Annotated in this window: 16 protein-coding genes; 6 read left to right on the plus strand and 10 right to left on the minus strand. The window is 58.1% G+C overall.

Translation table 11 applies throughout. From position 1 onward, the window contains the following. Nucleotides 1-253: 253 nt before the first annotated feature. The 3 genes from betA to betI all read right to left on the minus strand — a co-directional run bounded on the left by betA (nucleotide 254) and on the right by betI (nucleotide 4,281). A complete protein-coding gene (gene betA, locus V6L79_RS04865; RefSeq protein ID WP_261740622.1) occupies nucleotides 254-1,957 on the minus strand; it encodes a choline dehydrogenase in 1,704 nt (567 codons plus the stop codon). Between the two features lie 149 nt (nucleotides 1,958-2,106). Further along, nucleotides 2,107-3,579 carry a betaine-aldehyde dehydrogenase gene (gene betB / locus V6L79_RS04870; RefSeq protein ID WP_261740623.1) on the minus strand — a complete coding sequence of 491 codons (1,473 nt, stop codon included), beginning with the start codon at nucleotides 3,577-3,579 and terminating at the stop codon, nucleotides 2,107-2,109. Between the two features lie 108 nt (nucleotides 3,580-3,687). Next, complete coding sequence (gene betI, locus V6L79_RS04875; RefSeq protein ID WP_261740624.1) at nucleotides 3,688-4,281, minus strand: transcriptional regulator BetI; 594 nt, start codon at nucleotides 4,279-4,281, stop codon at nucleotides 3,688-3,690. A gap of 476 nt (nucleotides 4,282-4,757) precedes the next feature. On the opposite strand from betI, the gene V6L79_RS04880 reads away from it, so the two are divergent. Continuing rightward, a complete protein-coding gene (locus V6L79_RS04880; protein ID WP_261742359.1) occupies nucleotides 4,758-6,695 on the plus strand; it encodes a BCCT family transporter in 1,938 nt (645 codons plus the stop codon). 111 nt (nucleotides 6,696-6,806) lie between these two features. On the opposite strand, the gene choV is transcribed toward V6L79_RS04880, so the two are convergent. The 3 genes from choV to V6L79_RS04895 form a co-directional block, all read right to left on the minus strand. Next, the gene (choV, locus tag V6L79_RS04885) at nucleotides 6,807-7,985 is read right to left on the minus strand and encodes a choline ABC transporter ATP-binding protein (RefSeq protein WP_261740625.1); all 1,179 of its coding nucleotides are present in this window, start codon (nucleotides 7,983-7,985) and stop codon (nucleotides 6,807-6,809) included. Then, on the minus strand, nucleotides 7,982-8,827 hold the full coding sequence (gene choW / locus V6L79_RS04890) for a choline ABC transporter permease subunit (RefSeq protein WP_261740626.1): 846 nt from the start codon (nucleotides 8,825-8,827) through the stop codon (nucleotides 7,982-7,984). Before choW ends, choV begins: the two co-directional genes overlap by 4 nt. 68 nt (nucleotides 8,828-8,895) lie before the next feature. Then, nucleotides 8,896-9,840, minus strand: a complete 945-nt coding sequence (locus V6L79_RS04895) for a choline ABC transporter substrate-binding protein (protein ID WP_261740627.1) — start codon at nucleotides 9,838-9,840, stop codon at nucleotides 8,896-8,898. A 348-nt stretch (nucleotides 9,841-10,188) separates the two neighbouring features. Here V6L79_RS04895 and V6L79_RS04900 point away from each other — a divergent pair, with 348 nt between their 5' ends. Together V6L79_RS04900 and V6L79_RS04905 are read left to right on the plus strand one after the other, a co-directional pair. After that, nucleotides 10,189-11,565: an L-serine ammonia-lyase gene (locus tag V6L79_RS04900; protein ID WP_338579885.1), complete on the plus strand. Its 1,377-nt coding sequence runs from the start codon at nucleotides 10,189-10,191 to the stop codon at nucleotides 11,563-11,565. A 498-nt stretch (nucleotides 11,566-12,063) separates the two neighbouring features. Beyond that, nucleotides 12,064-13,167 (plus strand): GlxA family transcriptional regulator, encoded by a 1,104-nt coding sequence (locus V6L79_RS04905; RefSeq protein WP_261740629.1) that lies wholly within the window; start codon nucleotides 12,064-12,066, stop codon nucleotides 13,165-13,167. 127 nt (nucleotides 13,168-13,294) lie between these two features. Here the strand turns inward: V6L79_RS04905 and V6L79_RS04910 are convergent, their stop codons facing one another. From V6L79_RS04910 to V6L79_RS04925, 4 genes are all read right to left on the minus strand, one after another. Beyond that, a complete protein-coding gene (locus V6L79_RS04910; protein ID WP_261740630.1) occupies nucleotides 13,295-13,552 on the minus strand; it encodes a hypothetical protein in 258 nt (85 codons plus the stop codon). A 248-nt stretch (nucleotides 13,553-13,800) separates the two neighbouring features. Next, nucleotides 13,801-15,735, minus strand: a complete 1,935-nt coding sequence (locus tag V6L79_RS04915; RefSeq protein ID WP_338579886.1) for a hypothetical protein — start codon at nucleotides 15,733-15,735, stop codon at nucleotides 13,801-13,803. A 100-nt stretch (nucleotides 15,736-15,835) separates the two neighbouring features. Then, nucleotides 15,836-16,252 carry a DUF3010 family protein gene (locus tag V6L79_RS04920; RefSeq protein ID WP_261740632.1) on the minus strand — a complete coding sequence of 139 codons (417 nt, stop codon included), beginning with the start codon at nucleotides 16,250-16,252 and terminating at the stop codon, nucleotides 15,836-15,838. A gap of 142 nt (nucleotides 16,253-16,394) precedes the next feature. Then, nucleotides 16,395-16,796 (minus strand): lysozyme inhibitor LprI family protein, encoded by a 402-nt coding sequence (locus V6L79_RS04925; RefSeq protein ID WP_261740633.1) that lies wholly within the window; start codon nucleotides 16,794-16,796, stop codon nucleotides 16,395-16,397. Nucleotides 16,797-17,023: 227 nt separating this feature from the next. Here V6L79_RS04925 and V6L79_RS04930 point away from each other — a divergent pair, with 227 nt between their 5' ends. From V6L79_RS04930 to dgcA, 3 genes are all read left to right on the plus strand, one after another. Further along, nucleotides 17,024-18,001: a dipeptidase gene (locus tag V6L79_RS04930; protein ID WP_261740634.1), complete on the plus strand. Its 978-nt coding sequence runs from the start codon at nucleotides 17,024-17,026 to the stop codon at nucleotides 17,999-18,001. A gap of 87 nt (nucleotides 18,002-18,088) precedes the next feature. Further along, a complete protein-coding gene (locus V6L79_RS04935) occupies nucleotides 18,089-18,619 on the plus strand; it encodes a 4-vinyl reductase (protein WP_261740635.1) in 531 nt (176 codons plus the stop codon). Nucleotides 18,620-18,634: 15 nt separating this feature from the next. After that, a complete protein-coding gene (dgcA, locus tag V6L79_RS04940) occupies nucleotides 18,635-20,695 on the plus strand; it encodes a dimethylglycine demethylation protein DgcA (RefSeq protein WP_261740636.1) in 2,061 nt (686 codons plus the stop codon). The last annotated feature ends 94 nt before the right edge of the window (nucleotides 20,696-20,789 follow it).

Below are 20,789 nucleotides of genomic sequence, written 5' to 3' on the forward strand. Positions count from 1 at the left end.
GGGCGGGGGGGTGAGGCGCGAAACGAGGCACTAGAGTAGGCCTGCGTTGAGGCCGGGGCAAGCGGGGCAAGATGAAACAAAAGAGTTACACAAAATTCGTAGCAGCTGCCGAAGGAACGAGGCTGCGTCCGGTTGCGAAGCGACCGTGAAACCAGAGTGCGCGATTCTTCAGAAGAACCGCGTAACCTGAATTTACGACGGCTGCGCCGCCGGACGTAGCCTCGCTCCGCTCGTCAACTGCTACGAATGGTGCTTACTGCGCGGTACGGCTCACTTCACGCAGTGGCTTGCCACGTACCGGGGCATCGCCTGCGACGTAGTAGTCGGCAGTGCTGCGCGGCAGAGGCTGGCGGCCACGGATCTTGTCGGCGATTTTCTCGGCGATCATGATCGTCGGAGCGTTGAGGTTACCGGTGGTGATCAACGGCATGATCGACGCATCGACCACACGCAGACCCTGCATGCCATGCACACGGCCTTCGCCGTCGACCACAGCCATCTCGTCGGTGCCCATCTTGCACGAGCAGGATGGGTGAAAAGCGGTCTCGGCGTGTTCGCGGATAAAGGTATCCAGCTCTTCGTCGGTCTGCTTGTCGATGCCGGGGCTGATTTCGCGGCCACGGTACGCATCCAGCGCAGGCTGTTGCATGATTTCACGGGTCAGGCGGATGCCATCACGGAATTCCTGCCAGTCCTGCTCGGCAGCCATGTAGTTGAACAGGATGCTTGGGTACTCACGCGGGTCCTTGGACTTCACGTTGATCCGGCCACGGCTCGGCGAGCGCATGGAACCCATGTGCGCCTGGAAGCCGTGCTCTTTCACACCATTGCTGCCGTTGTAGTTAATCGCTACCGGCAAGAAGTGGTACTGAATGTTCGGCCATTCGAATTCTTCGCGGGTGCGGATAAAACCACCGGCTTCGAACTGGTTACTGGCGCCAATGCCTTTGCCCAGGAACATCCACTCTGCGCCAATGGCCGGCTGGTTGTACCAAAGCAATGACGGGTACAGCGACACCGGCTGGGTGCACGCGTACTGCAAGTACAGCTCAAGGTGATCCTGCAAGTTCTGGCCAACACCCGGCAGGTCGTGGACCACTGGAATGTCGAGGCTTTTCAGCAGTTCGGCCGGGCCGACGCCAGAGCGTTGCAGCACGGTTGGCGAACCGATTGCGCCGCTGCACAGCAGGACTTCTTTGCGGGCCTTGGCCAGAATTCGGGTGTCGCTGTCGCCAACCATGTAGGAAACGCCAACAGCGCGCTTACCTTCAAATTCGATCTTGTCGGTCAGGGCGTGGGTGACGATGGTCAGGGTCGAGCGCTTCTTGGCGGTGTCCAGGTAACCGCGGGCGGTACTGGCGCGACGACCGTTAGGCGTCACGGTACGGTCCATCGGGCCGAAACCTTCCTGCTGGTAGCCGTTCAAGTCTTCGGTGCGCGGGTAACCGGCCTGTACGCCTGCTTCGACCATGGCGTGGAACAACACGTTGTTCCCGGCTTTTGGCGTGGTCACGCTGACCGGGCCATCGCCACCGTGGTAGTCGTTGGGGCCGATGTCGCGGGTTTCGGCTTTACGGAAGTACGGCAGACAGTTCAGGTAATCCCAGTCTTCGAGGCCTGGCAGTTTTGCCCAGCCATCGTAGTCCATCGCATTACCACGGATGTAGCACATGCCGTTGATCAGGGACGAGCCGCCCAGACCCTTGCCACGGCCACATTCCATGCGGCGATTGTCCATGTGTGGTTCAGGATCGGTTTCGAAGGCCCAGTTGTAGCGACGGCCTTGCAGCGGGAACGCCAGCGCCGCAGGCATTTGCGTGCGGAAATCGAAACGGTAGTCCGGGCCGCCAGCTTCAAGCAGCAGAACGGTGACGCCTTGGTCTTCAGTCAGACGGGTCGCCAGGGTGTTACCGGCAGAGCCGGCACCAATGATGATGTAATCGAATTCTTGGGACATAAAATGCACCCTCTTTAGTTGTGTCAGATCAAACCTGACCCTGTGGGAGCGGGCTTGCCCGCGATTGCATCAGCGCGGTGCAACGGATGCACCGCGTCGCCTGAATCGCGAGCAGGCTCGCTCCCACAGGGTTTGTATGGGCAGTCGGTTTAGAACACCGACACGTAGTCGCCCAACTCAACCTGGACCGATTTGATCTGGGTGTACTGGGCCAGCGAGCTGATGCCGTTTTCACGACCGATGCCCGACTGCTTGTACCCGCCCACCGGCATTTTTGCGTCGGACTCGCCCCAGGCGTTGATCCAGCAAATGCCCGCTTCCAGTTGATGAATCACGCGGTGAGCGCGGTTCAGGTCCTTGGTCACGACGCCAGCAGCCAGACCGAACTCAGTGTCGTTGGCGCGGCGGATCACTTCTTCTTCGGTGTCGTAGGTGAGGATGCTCATCACCGGGCCGAAGATTTCTTCTTTGACGATGGTCATTTCGTCAGTGCAGTCGGTGAACACGGTCGGTGCCACGAATGCACCCTTGGCCAGGTCGCCTTCGGTCAGACGTTCGCCGCCGCACAGTACGCGGGCACCTTCTTCTTTACCCTTGGCAATGTAGCCCAGCACGCTTTCCATGTGAGCGAAGCTGACCAGTGGGCCGAAGTTGGTGTTTTCATCTTCCGGGTTGCCGATGCGGATGCGTGCAACGCGTTCCAGAATCTTGGCTTCGAATGCGGCTTTCATTGCAGTCGGGATAAACACGCGAGTGCCGTTGGTGCACACCTGGCCCGAGCTGTAGAAGTTGGCCATCATCGCGGTATCAGCGGCGCGATCGAGGTCGGCGTCGTCAAAAATGATCAGTGGCGACTTGCCGCCCAATTCCATGGTGACGTCTTTCAAGGAAGAGCTGGTGGCGCTGGCGGTTACTTTTTTGCCGGTGTCGGTGCCGCCAGTGAACGAGACTTTTTCGATGCGCGGGTGTTCGGTCAGCCAGGTGCCGACTTCACGGCCGCTGCCGGTCAGAACGTTGAAAACACCGTCCGGCAGGCCGGCAGCAGTGAAGATCTCAGCCAGCTTCAGCGTGGTCAGAGACGTGACTTCGCTTGGCTTGAAGATCATCGCGTTACCGGCGGCCAGTGCAGGTGCGGATTTCCACAGAGCGATCTGGATCGGATAGTTCCACGCGCCGATACCGGCCACAACGCCCAGCGGCTCGCGACGGGTGTAAACGAACGACGTGTCGCGCAGCGGGATTTGCTCACCCTGAATGGCGGTCGCCAGGCCTGCGTAGTATTCCAGCACGTCGGCGCCGGTGACGATGTCCACGTAACGGGTTTCGGAGTACGACTTGCCGGTGTCCAGGGTCTCCAGGGCGGCCAGCTCATCGTTGCGCTCGCGCAGGATTTCAACGGCGCGACGCAGGATGCGCGAACGCTCCATGGAGGTCATGGCAGCCCAGATCTTCTGGCCTTTTTCAGCGCTGACAACGGCGCGCTCGACGTCTTCTTTGGTAGCGCGTTGCACTTGAGCGAGGACTTCGCCGTTAGCCGGGTTGATGGCATCGAAAGTAGCGTCGCTACCGGCGTCGGTGTAGCCGCCGTCGATGTAGAGTTTTTGCAGTTCGAAACGGGCCATAAAATCCTCGCAAGTGCATAAGTGGTTGGCGTTGGTCGTGAGTCGGTTGCCATCTGATTGGGGCAACTCAAACTCACGACAGTTCAGGGGTTAAGCATTGATTGAGGCCTAACTCACCTGTTTCGCCAGTTGTAGATCCATATATTCGTAGCAGATGCGTTGTGCCTGCTCGGTGTCGAAAGAATCTCCCGACAGGGCACCCCGCAACCATAGACCATCGATGAGAGCTGCCAGGCCGCGTGCTGCATTGCGGGCCTGGGCCTGCGGCAGAACTCGGCGAAATTGGCAGCACAGATTGGAGTACAAGCGGTGATCGTTGATCCGCTGCAATCTGTGCAAAGACGGCTGGTGCATGCTGGCAGCCCAGAAGGCGAGCCAGGTTTTCATCGCCGGGCCACTGACCTGGCTGGCGTCGAAGTTGCCTTCGACAATCACCTGCAGATGAGCCCGTGGGCTGCCATCGCTCAACGCCTGGCGGCGTTCGGTGACGTTGTCGATCAAAACGTTCATCAAGTACCGCATGGTGGCGGCAATCAGACCGTTCTTGTCTTTGAAGTAGTGACTGATGATGCCGTTCGACACGCCGGCCAGACGGGCAATCAGCGCAATGCTGGCATCTGCCATCCCGACCTGATCGACAGCCGTCAACGTGGCTTCGATCAACTGCTGGCGGCGTATGGGTTGCATACCGACCTTGGGCATTTTGCATATCTCCTTGGGCCGGCGAGCAGTGCATAAACATCACTGAACGGCAGCCAGTCTATTTTGTTTTGATTGAACGTTCAATCAACAAAGAATAAGCTCTGCGACAAATCGTCGCGATTTATGTCGTTTTCCTACGCATGAATGGCGCAAATCGACACGGTAAAAGCTCCGAGACCCCTGTGGGAGCGAGCCTGCTCGCGAAGGTCGCTAACAATACGCACGCTAACGGAATAGGCGCGGTGCCCTTTAAGCCTTCGCGAGCAGGCTCGCTCCCACAGACTGCATTTGTCTGAGTGAGCGGTCCGGTTTTTTAGCGGTGTCTTTATATCACTCGACCGTTGGTCGTAATCCAACCCTTTGGTCGAGTGGTGCGTTGCCTTAAGTCCTTGTCTCGCACTCCCTGGAGCACCCGTGCAATGAGTTCTGCCTCTCTTATAAAGACCCCACCGCAAAAGGTGACGGTCAACGGTTGGGTGTTTTACACCTCCACTGCCTTGATACTTTTGCTGACTGCTATCTTGATCATCGCCCCTGAAGAAGCGGGCCGTGTCCTGGGCATTGCCCAGGAATGGCTGTCGCGCAGCTTCGGCTGGTACTACATGGTGGTGATCGCCGCTTACCTGATCTTTGTGGTCGGCCTGGCATTTTCGTCCTACGGCAAATTGAAACTGGGGACCAAGCAGGACACTCCGGATTTCAGCTATGGCGCTTGGGCCGGGATGCTGTTCTCGTCCGGTATCGGTATTTCGCTGCTGTACTTCGGCGCTTCCGAGCCGCTGGACCACTACTTCAACCCGCCTGAAGGCGTGTCGGGCAGCCATGAGGCAGCGCGTCAGGCGTTGCAGCTGACTTTCCTGCACTGGGGCCTGCATGGCTGGGCGATTTACGCACTGGTCGGCCTGGCAGTGGCCTACTTTGCCTATCGTCACAACCAGCCGCTGGCGCTGCGCTCGGCGTTGTACCCGTTGATGGGCGAACGTTGGGTCAAGGGTGCTGCGGGCCATGCGGTAGACGGTTTTGGCATGTTCGTGACGCTGCTCGGTCTGGTGACCAACCTGGGTATTGGTTCGATGCAGGTTTCGTCGGGGCTGGAGAACCTGTTCGGCATGGAACACAGCAATACCAACCTGCTGATTGTGATCATCGTGATGAGTACCGTAGCCACCATCGCTGCGGTGTCGGGTGTTGAGAATGGTATCCGTCGCCTGTCCAACCTGAACATCGTGCTGTTCAGCGGCTTGCTGATTTTCGTGCTTCTGTTCGGCCCGACCCTGCACCTGCTCAACGGTCTGGTGCAAAACACCGGCGATTACCTCAACGGTATCGTGATGAAAACCTTCGACCTGTACGTGTACGTAGGCGATAGCAAAAAGACTGAGGGCTGGTTGGGTCTGTGGACTCTGTTCTACTGGGCATGGTGGATTTCCTGGGCCCCATTCGTAGGTATGTTTATTGCGCGTATTTCCCGTGGTCGTACGGTGCGTGAGCTGGTCGCAGGCGTGTTGCTGATCCCGCTGGGTTTCACTTTGGCCTGGTTGTCGATTTTCGGTAACTCGGCACTGGATCTGGTGGTTAACCAGGGTGCAGTCGAGTTGGGGAAAACGGCGCTTGAACAGCCGTCGATGGCGATTTACCAACTGCTTGAGCATTACCCCGCGTCGAAAATCGTTATTGGTGTGTCGATCTTTGTCGGCTTTGTGCTGTTCCTGACCCCGGCGGATTCCGGCGCGGTGATGATGGCCAACCTGTCGTGCAAAGGCGGTGATGTAGACGAAGACGCGCCGCACTGGTTACGGATCTTCTGGTCGGCGGTGATCACGCTGGTGACCATCGGCCTGCTGTTTGCCGGTAACTTTGCTGCCATGCAAACCATGGTGGTGCTGGCCGGCCTGCCGTTCTCGGTGGTGTTGATCCTGTTTATGTTTGGCCTGCACAAAGCGATGCGTCAGGACACCCTGATTGAACAGGAACAAGCTGAACTGGCTGCCCGTGGCCGTCGTGGTTTCAGCGAGCGCTTGACTGCACAAGATCTGCAACCGACCCAGGCGGTGGTGCAGCGCTTTATGGACAAACACGTGACTCCGGCATTGGAAGACGCGGCGGTGCAACTGCGCAGCCAGGGCCTGGACGTGCAAACCCTGCTGGGCAGCGCCAAGCGTTGCATGGGCGTGCGGATTGAGATGGAAGAGGGCAATCCGTTTGTCTACGAAGTCAGCCTGGACGGTTATCTGGCCGCTCCGAGCGGGTCTGATCAGGATGAAGTGCGCAGTCGTTACTACCGGGCCGAGGTGTATCTGCACAACGGCAACCAGGATTACGACCTGATGGGCTTCACCCAGGAGCAAATCAGCCGTGATGTGCTCGATCAGTTTGAAAGCCATCGCCAGCTCCTTGGCAGGGTTTATAGCTAAGAACTGAGACCTCGTATGGGAGCGGGCTTGCTCGCGATGCAAGCGGCGCGGTGTATCCGATGCACCGCGCTGATGCCATCGCGAGCAAGCCCGCTCCCACAGGGTAGTGAGTTACCCTAGATTTTTGCCTAGTAACGCGTGATACAACTCGGTATCACCCAGTATCCCCACCACTTTCTGGTTGTCGTGCAGCACCAGTTTGTTGCCGGTCTGGTAGCGGATTTGCAGCGCGTCGCGCATGCCAATGTTGCTGTCCACCAGGGTCGGCCCACGGCCCAGACCTTCTACTGCCTGGCCGCTGTGCCAGTGCTGCAGGTCGAGTACTCCCGCTCCCCGGCGCACACCCTTGATGGTGTTGCCTTCCGCCAGATCAATCCATGAGTCATCCCCCGGATCAATGCACACCGAGCCGTTGATACGTTTGCAGTTGTCCAGCGTACGCATCAGGCTGCGGCCACACAGCACGTTCAGCGGGTTGGTATGGGCGACGAAAGTGCGTACATAGTCGTCGGCAGGGTTGAGCACGATCTCTTCCGGCTTGCTGTACTGCACGATCTTGCCGTCTTTCATGATCGCAATCCGGCTGCCCAGCTTGAGCGCTTCATCAAGGTCATGGCTAACAAATACAATGGTCTTGTTCAGCTTGTGTTGCAGTTCCAGCAGCTCGTCTTGCAGGCCTTGGCGGATCAACGGATCGAGGGCCGAAAAGGGTTCGTCCATCAGCAGAATATCGGCGTCCATCGCCAGTGCACGCGCCAGTCCGACCCGTTGCTGCATGCCACCGCTCAGCTCATCGGGCTTTTTATTGCGCCATTGAGTCAGGCCCACCAGCTCCAGCTTTTCATCCACCAGCGTACGCCGTTCTTTCTCGGGGCGGCCCTGCATTTCCAGGCCGAAGCTGATGTTCTCGCGCACCGTCAGCCAGGGCATCAGAGCGAATTTCTGAAACACCATGGCGATGCGTTTAGTGCGCATCATCTTCAGTTCAGCGGGGGTACATGATGCGATGTCGATCTGCTTGCCTTCATGTTCCACATACAACTGGCCACGGCTGACCGTGTTGAGCCCGTTGATACAGCGCAGCAGGCTGGACTTGCCCGAGCCGGACAGGCCCATCAGCACGCAAATTTCACCTTTTTCGATGTCCAGGCTGGCTTTTTCAACACCGACAATCTGCCCGGTTTTTTTCAGGATCTGATCCCGCGAGAGGCCTTGATCCAGCAGGCTTAGTGCCTCACGCGGGTCTTTGGCGAAAATGACGTCGACCTTGTCGAAGCGAATAATACTCATGCGTCAGCTCCTGCTTTGGCTTCTGGCTGCTTGCAGATTCGGTCGAGCATGATGGCCAGCAATACAATCGCGAGCCCGGCTTCAAAGCCCAGGGCGATGTCGGCTGTATTCAGTGCGTTGACCACGGGTTTGCCCAGCCCATCAGCCCCTACCAGTGCTGCGATGACCACCATCGACAGCGACAGCATGATGCATTGGGTGATTCCGGCGGCGATGCTCGGCATGGCGTGGGGCAGTTCAATACGGGTGAGCAGTTGGCGCCGTGAGCAGCCAAAGGCCTTGCCGGCATCAAGCAGCTCATGGGGCACATCACGAATGCCCAGGTAGGTCAGGCGGATCGGTGCGGCAATCGCAAACACGACGGTGGATATCAATCCTGGCACCACACCCAAGCCAAACAGGGTCAGGGTAGGGATCAGGTAAACGAAGGTGGGCACGGTCTGCATCAAGTCGAGCACTGGCCGCATAAAGGTATAGAACATCGGTTTGTGCGCCGCGAGTATCCCCAGCGGCACGCCGATGATCACGCACACAAAGGTAGCGAACAGCACCTGGGCCAGGGTTTCCATCGTCTCTTGCCAATAACCCAGGTTGAAAATCAGCAGAAACGACAGCGCCACAAAAACAGTGAGCCCCCACTTGCGCTGAATAAAGTGCGCGAGCAGAGCAATCAGCCCGATAAATACAAACGGGTTGAACCAGGTCAGCGCAAAGGTCACGCCGTGGATCATCGTTTCAAGTGTCAGCGCAATAGCGTCGAAGGTGCTGGCGCCGTTTTGGGTCAGCCACTCGACAAACCTTGCGATGTACTGGCCCAGAGGGATTTTTTGATCAATCAGCATGGTAATAAACGTCCGCATGCAGGGGAATTGAAACGGAGCCAGACGGGCATGCCGCCTGGCGCCCGCGATTACTTCGCGAGGCTGGCTTGAACGGCCGCAAGCCCAGGTTTGCCATCAATGGTGGTCACGCCCGTTAGCCAGGTTTCGAGCACTTGCGGGTTTTGCTTGAGCCAGGCCCTGGCGGCCACGTCAGGCTTGATCTTGTCGTCCAGAACCTTGCCCATCAGGGTGCTTTCCATGTCCAGGGTAAACACCAGATTCTTCAGCAGTTGACCGACGTTGCTGCACTCTTCGCTGTAGCCCTTGCGGGTGTTGGTGTAGATGGTTGCCTGGCCATAATTGGGGCCGAAGAAATCATCGCCACCGGTGAGGTATTTCATTTTGAAGCGGGTGTTCATCGGGTGCGGTTCCCACCCCAGGAACACCACCTCGGTGCCACGGCGCTGAGCGCGATCGACTTGCGACAGCATCCCGGCTTCGCTGGATTCCACCACCTTGAAGCCCGCGTCTTTCAAGCCGAACGCGTTCTTGTCGATCATGGACTGGATCATGCGATTGCCGTCGTTACCCGGCTCGATGCCATAGATCTTGCCGTCCAGTTCCTTCTTGAATTTTGGCAGGTCGGAGAAGTCCTTGAGCCCCTTGTCATAGAGCGCCTGGGGCACCGCGAGGGTGTATTTGGCGTTTTCCAGGTTGGCCCGCACGGTCTCGACAGTGCCCGCGTCGCGGTAGGCCTTGATGTCGTTTTCCATGGTCGGCATCCAGTTGCCTAGAAATACGTCCATGTTCTTGCCATCGGCCAGCGACTTGTAAGTGACCGGCACTGAAATCATGGTGGTCTTGGTTTTGTAACCGAGGGCCTTGAGTACTTCGCTGGTGACGGCGGTGGTGACGGTGATGTCGGTCCAGCCGACATCCGAGAAGTTGACGGTGCTGCATTGCGCAGGTTCTGCGGCCTGGGTGATGACGGGCAGACTCAACAATGCAGCCAACAACAATGGGGAACCTTTCATGGGGCGACTCCTGGGTGTCTGGGTGGCGGTTTTCGATCGAAAAGCCGCATGTATCAGTTGCGGTTGGGCGATGCCCGGCAGGCGTGTGGCCAAGGCATCTTGCAATCGAGTCAGGACTGATCATGTAACAGCGAAAATCAAACGCCTACAGGGGGAGTCGCATCCAGTACAGGCAGAGTCGTATCTGATACCTGCAAGGTCGTATCTAGACGAATGATGCTTAAAAACTGCCTTTTTCATGCATCTGCACCCTATGGGCGCTGGCAGGCAAAGGCGGGTCGCAGCTGGACGTTTTTGCAGATCGCAAACCCCCCATGATGCGGGCACACATCCTCAAGGTTCGTGCTCATGGCTATCAGCGTGTTTGACCTGTTCAAGATCGGTATCGGCCCCTCCAGTTCACATACCGTAGGCCCGATGCGGGCGGCCGCGCTGTTTGTGCAGGGCTTGCGCGAACGCGAACAGCTGCCACAGGTACGCCGCATCGAAGTACAGCTGTATGGTTCGCTGTCGGCTACCGGTATTGGTCACGGCAGCGATAATGCGGTGATCATGGGCCTGATGGGCGAATGGCCGGATGCAATCGACCCGGCACAGATCGGCCCGCGCATCGCCGAGCTTGTTCAAAGCCACACGCTACTCCTGGACGGCCATCTACCGATTCCGTTTGCATGGACGCAAGACATGCGCCTGATCGACGAAAACCTGCCGTTCCATCCCAATGCCATGACCCTGATCGCTGAAACCGAAAGTGGCGAACTGCACCGCGATACTTATTACTCGGTGGGCGGCGGTTTTGTGGTGGACGCGGCACAAGCGGCCAGCGGCGTGCTGGACATGGACCGTACCGAACTGCCCTACGACTTCAATAGCGCCGTTGAGTTGCTCGAGTTATGCGCTAAACACCATCTGAGCGTAGCCGCATTAATGATGGCCAACGAACGTATTTGGCGCAGTGAAGACGAAATTCGCAGCGGCCTGATCAAGCTTTGGCGCGCCATGCAGGACTGCGTGGAGCAAGGTTTGAAACACGAAGGTATCCTGCCTGGCGGCCTGAATGTGCGTCGCCGCGCAGCCCGCCTGCACCGCAGCTTGCAGGAACTGGGCAAGCCCAACGTGATCGGCTCCACCCTGAGTGCCATGGAATGGGTCAACTTGTTTGCATTGGCGGTCAACGAAGAAAACGCTGCGGGCGGGCGCATGGTGACGGCACCGACCAACGGCGCTGCGGGCATCATCCCGGCGGTACTGCACTACTTTATGAAATTCAGCGATGAAGTCAGCGAAGCCCATGTCGTCGATTACCTGTTGAGCGCGGCGGCGATCGGCATTCTGTGCAAAAAGAACGCGTCGATTTCCGGGGCAGAAGTGGGTTGCCAGGGCGAGGTCGGATCGGCCTGCGCGATGGCGGCTGCCGGGCTGGCGCAAATCCTCGGTGCCACGCCTGAGCAGTTGTGCAACGCCGCCGAAATCGGCCTGGAGCACAACCTGGGTTTGACCTGCGATCCGGTGGGTGGGCTGGTGCAAGTACCGTGTATCGAGCGCAACGCCATCGCCGCCGTCAAGGCGATCAACGCCGCGCAAATGGCTTTGCGTGGTGACGGTCAGCACTTTATTTCCCTGGACCGGGTGATCCGCACCATGCGCGACACCGGCGCCGACATGCACGACAAATACAAGGAAACCTCACGGGGCGGTCTGGCGGTCAGTGCGGTGGAATGCTGATAGGCGAGCTGTATGCACCCTGTGTAGCAGCTGACGAGCGGAGCGAGGCTGCGTTCGAGCGCGAAGCGGTCGTAAACCAGATTATGGGGTGTGTCTGGCACGCATTAAGCACTGATCTTACGACGGCTGCGCCGCCGAACGCAGCCTCGCTCCGCTCGTCAGCTGCTACGCAGGCGAGCACTTTTTAAGCGCACGTTGACCTCTTTTGGCGCACTCGTACTTTTCGTGACATTCCATTACGGCTCTGTTTCTAGCCGCTTCCCACAAGTGATACCAATGTGCTCAACAGCGCCCGCTCAAGCTGGTGCGTACCTGTTTAGCCACTGTTTTGACATGGCCCATCCAGACTCTTTGCGACGTCGTTTTCAGGCTTTATTGAATACCTATTCAAGTTTAGGCATGGCAATTGCGTTGTGATCACAAAGCCCCGTGAAACGAGGGTAAAAACAAGAGCCCGTGCCTGGGGCCATCACCCGCTTTGTGTGAGGAGATACCGCGATGACGTCGTTCAACTCCGGGGTCCAACCCCAGAACCGTACGCCTCAATCCATCGGCTTTCTGCTGCTGGACAATTTCACGCTCATTTCCCTGGCTTCCGCGATTGAACCCCTGCGCATGGCCAACCAGTTATCGGGCCGTGAGTTGTATCGCTGGAGCACCCTCAGCGCAGATGGCAGCCAGGTATGGGCCAGCGATGGCCTGCAGGTCACCCCCGACGCCAGCATGCACAAGGCTCCGGCGCTGGACATGGTCATCGTGTGTGGCGGTATCGGCATTCAACGCACTGTCACCCGCGAACACGTTTCATGGCTGCAAAGTCAGGCGCGCCAGTCCCGTCGTTTGGGCGCTGTTTGCACTGGCAGCTGGGCCCTGGCGTATGCGGGCTTGCTTGACGGTTTTGATTGCAGCGTGCATTGGGAGTGCCTGGCTTCCATGCAGGAAGCCTTTCCGCGGGTTGTCATGAGCACGCGCTTGTTCACCCTCGACCGCAGCCGTTTCACCAGTTCGGGCGGTACTGCGCCGCTGGACATGATGCTGCACCTGATCAGTCGCGATCATGGCCGCGAACTGTCGGCGGCCATCTCTGAAATGTTTGTGTATGAACGCATTCGCAACGAGCAGGATCATCAGCGCGTGCCGCTCAAGCATATGCTCGGCACCAACCAGCCGAAGTTGCAGGAAATCGTCGCGCTGATGGAAGCCAACCTCGAAGAACCCATCGACCTCGATGAGCTGGCGGTGTACGTCACCGTGTCGCGACGTCAGCTCGAGCGGTTGTTTCAGAAGTACCTGCACTGCTCGCCATCGCGCTACTACCTCAAGTTGCGGCTGGTGCGGGCGCGGCAGTTGCTCAAGCAGACGCCGATGTCGATTATCGAAGTGGCGGCGGTCTGCGGCTTTGTGTCCACGCCGCACTTTTCCAAGTGCTACCGCGAATACTTCGGCATTCCGCCACGGGACGAGCGCGTAGGTTCCAATACCGCGCAGCAAACCACGCTGGTGCAGATTCCGCAGTCACTGTTGCTGGCTCCGTTGGCAGGGCCGATGTCTGCCTTGAACCAGGCGCGCAACGAGTCGACCTTTGCGAGTGTCAGGCTCTAGAACTCAGCTTTCTGTAGCCGCTGCCGCAGGCTGTGATGGGCTGCGAAGCGGCCCGCTTTTGATATTAAAAGCGAAGGTCCCGCGGCCCTTATCGCAGCCTGCGGCAGCGGCTACATATTCAGTTGAATCAGACGGCTTTGCTCTGCTGGAACTGCACCAGCCCCGGCAGCAACTGCTGGTCAATGGCCTGGCGCACCGCGGGCAAAATGGTTGCGCTGCCGGTGTAGAGTTTTTCCACCAGACCCTTGAGTGCGCGAGCATTGGCCTCGTTCAATCCACACACCGCCGCAGAGCATGCTTGTTCAGCCGTGCCTGACACCTCAAAGCCCAGCGAGCGCAGTTGGCCCAGCAGGTCCTGCTCATCAATCAAATCCGCGTGCATCATGTCTTTTTATCCTTCTATCAACGAAGCGCGATCGAAGTTTGATTCTGGTAGGGCTTTGGTCAGTGGGCAAGGCCGGTTTGGCGATATGTCCGACACGCCTAATTGCAGGTCGTTTTTGACTAAGTGCCGGTATGCCCGGCTGGGCACACTGAACTCAGCAACACCCTCGATGGTTTGGTCACCGTCTCGGCATCACGCACACTTGGCCCCGAATCTGTCACGGTAGATTCGGGGCTTTTTTGTGCACTTTAAACGTTACAACTCGGCGTAAATTTCCCACTGACTCCCAATGGCATTTGGTTTGACAAGCTCCATTTGTTACGTGGATACATCGTTGCAGGGTCGTTATTAACATCAGCCCCTGAAAATCCCAACGCTTCAGTGCCATCCTGCACATATGAACCGGTCAGGACTCGTCCTTCACCGACCATTCCCAGTGTTCTGTTTACGATGGCCCCGAGCTGTGAGCCAGAGTCCAGCCCCGTTTGGGCAACACCTATGTTCAGGATCGCCGTGGCGGCCGCCACGGCTGTTCGTGTCGCAATTCCGTGCAAGGTGCCTATGTACTTGTCGGCCTGAAATGGGTTGGTTAACTGGTTAGTCCCGGAAACGAACTTTGCATCAGAGTGCAAGCCTCGAGTAACAGTCCCTCCCGCAGAATCAATCATCTCTCCAGCCATACCTCCTGCAATACTGCTTACGGCTTTAGGCACCAGATGCTCAACGGCACCCGCGCCGTACACATACACTTCATCGTCGTTGGTGGCGTCTTCACGCACTACCTGCGTCACGCGCTGTAACTGATTACGCACATCCCAGTGCATGTGTTGCGCCCCCGCAAGGTGCAGCAGGTTGCCGTTGGCATCAAAACTGTTACTGATATCTGGCGGGTTGCTGGCATCGACCTGATACAGGCTGCGGTTGCTGAGAGCGTCTACTTTCATCGTTCGTTGTGGCAGTTGACCGTGCTTCAGGCTCAGCAGATTGCCCGCCGCGTCATAGCTGAATGTCTGGGTGTAATTGCGCAACCGGCTGGCATCACCCCCGCCGGGCAGGACCAGCCCAGGCAAGTCCGGCTGGATGCCTGCCAGCACACTCTCGCGGCCGCTGGCCTGAACAAGTTGGCCCAAGGTGTCGTAAACATATCGATTCACCGGGTCGACCTGCTCGCCAGCGAACCAGTCTGTTGGCTGCGCCGCATCTTCGATGCTCATGACGTTACCCACCGGGTCGTAGGTATAGCTCAGGTGCTGCAGCACCTTGTTGGCTTTCACCGCGCGCAGTCGCTGCAAGCGGCCATCAACCGGCGAGTAGATTGCCGTGGCGCTGACGCCATTGCCGAAGGTCTCACTTTGCACTTGGCCAAAGGCGTTATAGGACCGGTCCTGAAGCAGCAGCGTGGTGCTGCTTTGATCCGCTGGTTTGAGACTGGTTAACGCCAATTGCCCGGCGATGTCGTAGTGAAAGGACTGGGTATTACCCAATGCATCGCACTGACTTAGTACCGTGTCCAGCGCGTTGTATTGCCATCGCGTGGTGTAGGTCTGCGCAACACCTTGGTCATCGCGTTCGAGCAGAGCCTCGCGCCCGCTCAGCGATTGCGGCCAGTCAGGCGCTACCGGATCACTCAAAAAGCATTGTGTCTGGGCCAGGGGCTGGCCCAGCAAACCGTAGTCAGCGTAGGTCCGGCAACCTGCCGGATCATCGTGGCGAATCAGGCTTGCACACAGGTTATGAGCTGCGAACGACGAGCTGCAATCAGCGTAGGTGAAACGCTCGGTCACACAGGGTGGAGCATTTCCAGCCTGCTCAATGATCGCCACGGGCCGCAGCAAGTCGTCGTACTCGCTGAGGCGTCGGTTATGTCGGCCATCCCATTCACAACGAATCTCTGCCGTCGCTCCAAACAGCCTCAAGCACCACCCGGCATCGACGCTATTGCTCAGCAGCGGCCGAGCGGACAGCGAGAAAACCGTGGTCAGGTTCGGGGCACTTGAGGTCGCTGCAAAGCGGGGATCACGATGAGCCACCACACGCCCCGCTGCGTCGAAAACCTGGCGGGTCACGCGTGCTTCAGGGGGTTGTTGGATAACGGCACGATGATAGGCAACGCCACGGATCGTCAGCCCGCGAGGGTCGATAACCGAAAGGTTGGGCGTCGCTTCATGAAGGGAACTCTTCATAAACGTTACTCGTGGAACGATGAATCGTAACGCTGAGCTTTTATTGAAGAGTTGGGTACTGTCAGAAATAACAGACGTATAGATCTGAATGCCTGGCTGGTTATCGCTTCAGCAATGCCGCACATGCCGCCTTGAACGCTTCATGCTGATATTTGTTCAGCGAGGCGGGTAACTCGAAGGCGTGTTTTTTGTACTGTGCGTTAAGGGTTTGCGGGGACAGCAGCAGCACCTCGCAATCGTCCAGCAACTGGATAATGCCTTCGATCTTGAAGGTGGTCGGGCCACCGGCGAATTCGCCCTTTTTACTGCGTTTTTTGATCGCGATGCGAGTGATGGCGTTGGCCTTCACAAAGGCTGCAATCTGCCTGGCGAAGGTTTTGACGTTGGCGGCATCGTCATCGTCGTCCAGGGCAATTTTTTTGGTGGTATTGGCCACATGCTCAAGGCCGTTTGCGCCCTGGGTGGCCAGGGCAAAGATGGCTTCGCTGCCTTTGATTTCGATACCGCAAATAGTCATATAAATCGTTTCCTGGGGCGGATGTAAAGCCTGTAGCCGCTGCCGCAGGCTGCGATAAGGGCCGAAGGACCTTCACTCCTGAAAAAGCGTGTCCCTTCTGGCTCGATCACAGCCTGCGGCAGCGGCTACAAAAAAGCGTGGGTCACTGCTGCCCGATCGATTCCAGAAACTCTGAACGGTCGTCGCTGATGCGTGCCATGCAGTCGTTCTGGGCGATGTTGAATGTTTCAGTACCGGCGGTGGCGGGGAACACGGCAATCGCGCAGTCGGCGTCTCGCTGGTGCAACCACAGGGCCTGAGCGGTCTTGATCTTGCTTAGGATGTTATTGAGTTGGGTCGCGTTACTGCCGTACAGCGAAGTCATGCGCTCCTGCAGGGCTTCGTAGTTTTCGGTCAACAACTGCTCGGCAGCATTCTTGCTGAACAGCGAGCACGCCAGGGTTTGCTGGTCGTTTTCTACCGCATCGCACGGGTTGTAGTCGGCATCATCGGCTGCGTAGGCACCGCTGGAGATCAACGCCAAGGCCAGGAGAATCGATTTCATTGCGGCTTCCTAATCCATAGTTGGGATGGATTCTGGCTTAAGCGTCGGCCAAATAACAGTCACGTAACACAGGGCATAAGATTGGCGTTGCGCGCTTTGTCGCGGATTGACGCTTTCGGCAATTGCGCTGTCGCTTTTGCACCCGGCTGGTTTTGACCCCGGGCCTATGCTGGCCCAAAGCGCCGGCAGACGATTCGGCGCAGCAAATGCCAATAAGGGGACGCCTGATGAGCCCAGCCGAGTTGCACGCAGACAGCATCGTTATCGACGGGCTGATCATTGCCAAATGGAACCGCGAACTGTTCGAAGACATGCGCAAGGGCGGCCTGACTGCTGCCAACTGCACCGTGTCGGTATGGGAAGGTTTTCAGGCCACGATCAATAACATTGTTGCCAGCCAGACCCTGATTCGCGACAACAGCGATCTGGTGATCCCGGTCAAGACCACTGCCGACATTCGCCGCGCCAAGGAGCAGGGCAAAACCGGGATCATCTTCGGCTTCCAGAATGCCCATGCATTTGAAGACCAGTTGGGTTACATCGAGATCTTCAAGCAGCTCGGGGTTGGCGTGGTACAGATGTGCTACAACACCCAGAATCTGGTGGGCACCGGCTGCTACGAACGTGATGGCGGGCTCTCGGGCTTTGGCCGCGAAGTGGTGGCTGAAATGAACCGCGTCGGGATCATGTGCGACCTGTCTCACGTTGGTTCGAAAACCTCGGAAGAGGTAATCCTGGAATCGAAAAAACCGGTCTGCTACTCGCACTGCCTGCCGTCCGGCCTTAAAGAACACCCGCGCAACAAATCCGACGCTGAACTCAAGTTTATAGCCGACCACGGCGGCTTTGTTGGCGTGACCATGTTCGCGCCGTTTCTGGCCAAGGGCATCGATTCGACCATCGACGACTACGCCGAAGCCATCGAGTACACGATGAATATCGTCGGTGAGGACTCGATCGGCATTGGCACCGATTTCACCCAGGGCCATGGTCAGGACTTCTTCGAAATGCTGACCCACGACAAAGGCTATGCCCGGCGTCTGACCAGCTTCGGCAAGATCATCAACCCGCTGGGCATCCGTACCGTGGGCGAGTTCCCGAACCTTACCGAAACCCTGCTCAAACGCGGTCACCCCGAGCGCGTGGTCCGCAAGATCATGGGCGAAAACTGGGTCAACGTGCTCAAGGACGTCTGGGGCGAATAACGCCACGCCCTCACCCAACCCTCCCCCCAGGAGAGGGCAGGGTGAGGGGCGAAATGAATACCTACCGAATTTTTGGAGTTTGATTCCATGGCTAAAATCGCCCCGCAATTGCCTATCGAAGTCGACAGCGAAACCGGCGTCTGGACCTCTGACGCCCTGCCGATGCTCTATGTGCCGCGCCATTTTTTCGTCAACAACCACATGGGCATTGAAGAGGTATTGGGCAGCGATGCCTACGCCGAAATCCTCTACAAGGCCGGCTACAAATCCGCCTGGCACTGGTGTGAAAAAGAAGCCGAATGCCATGGCATAGAAGGCGTGGCGGTGTTCGAGCACTACATGAAACGCCTGTCACAGCGCGGGTGGGGCCTGTTCAAGATCCAGGATATCGACCTCGACAAAGGCACCGCCACGATCAAGCTCGAACACTCGTGCTTCGTCTATGTGTACGGCAAGGTCGGGCGTAAGGTCGACTACATGTTTACCGGCTGGTTTGCGGGTGCCATGGACCAGATCCTGCAGGCGCGAGGCAGTGATATCCGCACCGTGGCCGAACAGGTCTATAGCGGATCGGAAGAGGGCCACGACCACGGCCTGTTTATCGTCAAGCCGTTGTAAGTCGAGGATCGGGATATGGCGTTCGAAGCAATGTTTGAGCCGATTCAAATCGGCAAACTGACCATCCGCAACCGTGTGCTCAGCACCGCTCACGCTGAGGTCTATGCCACCGATGGCGGCATGACCACCGAGCGTTATGTGCAGTACTACGAAGAAAAAGCCAAGGGAGGTATCGGCCTGGCGATTTGCGGCGGCTCATCCGTGGTGGCCATCGACAGCCCGCAAGAGTGGTGGAGTTCGGTCAACCTGAGCACCGATCGCATTATCCCGCACTTCCAGAACCTGGCCGACGCCATGCACAAGCATGGCGCCAAGATCATGATCCAGATTACCCACATGGGCCGCCGCTCACGCTGGGACGGTTTCAACTGGCCGACCCTGATGTCGCCCTCCGGCGTGCGTGAACCGGTACACCGCGCCACCTGTAAAACCATCGAGCCCGAAGAAATCTGGCGCGTGATCGGCAACTACGCCAGCGCCGCTGGCCGGGCAAAAAAGGGCGGGCTGGACGGGGTCGAACTGTCGGCGGTGCACCAGCACATGATCGACCAGTTCTGGAGCCCACGAGTCAACAAACGCACTGATGAATGGGGCGGCAGCTTTGAAAATCGCATGCGTTTTGGCCTCGAAGTACTCAAGGCCGTGCGTGCTGAAGTCGGTCCGGATTTCTGCGTAGGCATTCGCCTGTGCGGCGACGAATTTCACCCCGATGGCCTGAGCCACGAGGACATGAAACAAATCGCCAAGTACTACGATGACACCGGCATGCTCGACTTTATCGGCGTGGTCGGCTCTGGCTGCGACACCCACAACACCCTGGCCAACGTCATCCCGAACATGAGTTACCCACCGGAGCCGTTTTTGCATTTGGCTGCGGGTATCAAGGAAGTGGTCAAGGCCCCGGTGTTGCATGCGCAAAACATCAAGGACCCGAACCAGGCGACGCGGATTCTGGAGGGTGGTTACGTTGATATGGTGGGCATGACCCGAGCCCATATCGCCGACCCGCACCTGATCGCCAAAATCAAAATGGGCCAGGTCGACCAGATCAAACAATGCGTGGGTGCCAACTACTGCATCGACCGCCAGTACCAAGGGCTGGACGTGCTGTGTATTCAAAACGCGGCAACCTCCCGTGAATACATGGGCGTGCCGCACATCATCGAAAAATCCACCGGGGTCAAACGCAAGGTGGTGATCGTCGGTGCAGGCCCTGCGGGGATGGAAGCGGCGCGAGTGGCCGCCGAACGTGGGCATGACGTGACCCTGTTCGAGAAAAAAGAGGCCATCGGCGGGCAGATCACCACTGCCTCCAAAGCCCCGCAGCGTGACCAGATGGCCGGGATCACCCGCTGGTTTCAACTGGAGCTGGCGCGATTGAAGGTTGATTTGCGCCTGGGCACGGCGGCGGATGCTGCGACGATTCTCGACTTGCGCCCCGATATCGTGGTGCTGGCCGTGGGCGGGCATCCTTTTGTGGAGCAGAACGAACACTGGGGCGCCGCCGAAGGGCTGGTGGTCAGCAGCTGGGACGTGCTCGACGGCAAGGTCGCGCCGGGTAAGAACGTATTGGTGTACGACACCATCTGCGAGTTCACCGGCATGTCGGTGGCCGACTTTATGGCGGACAAGGGTGCGCAGGTTGAAATCGTCACCGACGACACCAAACCCGGCGTGGCGATTGGCGGGACTTCATTCCCTACCTACTACCGCAGCCTGTACCCCAAGGAAGTGATCATGACCGGCGACATGATGCTGGAGAAGGTCTACCGCGAGGGCGACAAGCTGATTGCCGTGTTGGAAAACGAATACACCGGGGCCAAGGAAGAGCGCGTGGTGGATCAGGTGGTGATTGAAAACGGCGTGCGTCCGGACGAAGAGTTGTATTACGGGCTCAAGCCGGATTCTCGCAACAAGGGTCAGATTGACGTCGAAGCCCTGTTCGCGATCAAGCCGCAGCCATGCCTGAGCGAAGCGGGGGACGGCTACTTGCTGTTCCGCATCGGTGACTGCGTGGCCCAGCGCAACGTGCATGCGGCGATCTATGACGCGCTGCGGTTGTGCAAGGATTTCTGACCCGACACATATCGAAAACCTGTAGCCGCTGCCGCAGGCTGCGATGGGGTGCGAAGCCACCCTGATTTTGAAGGCCCTTCGGTCCTTATCGCAG

It is taken from the genome of Pseudomonas sp. ML2-2023-6 (genome assembly GCF_037055265.1).
In the GTDB taxonomy this organism is placed as follows: domain Bacteria; phylum Pseudomonadota; class Gammaproteobacteria; order Pseudomonadales; family Pseudomonadaceae; genus Aquipseudomonas; species Aquipseudomonas kulmbachensis.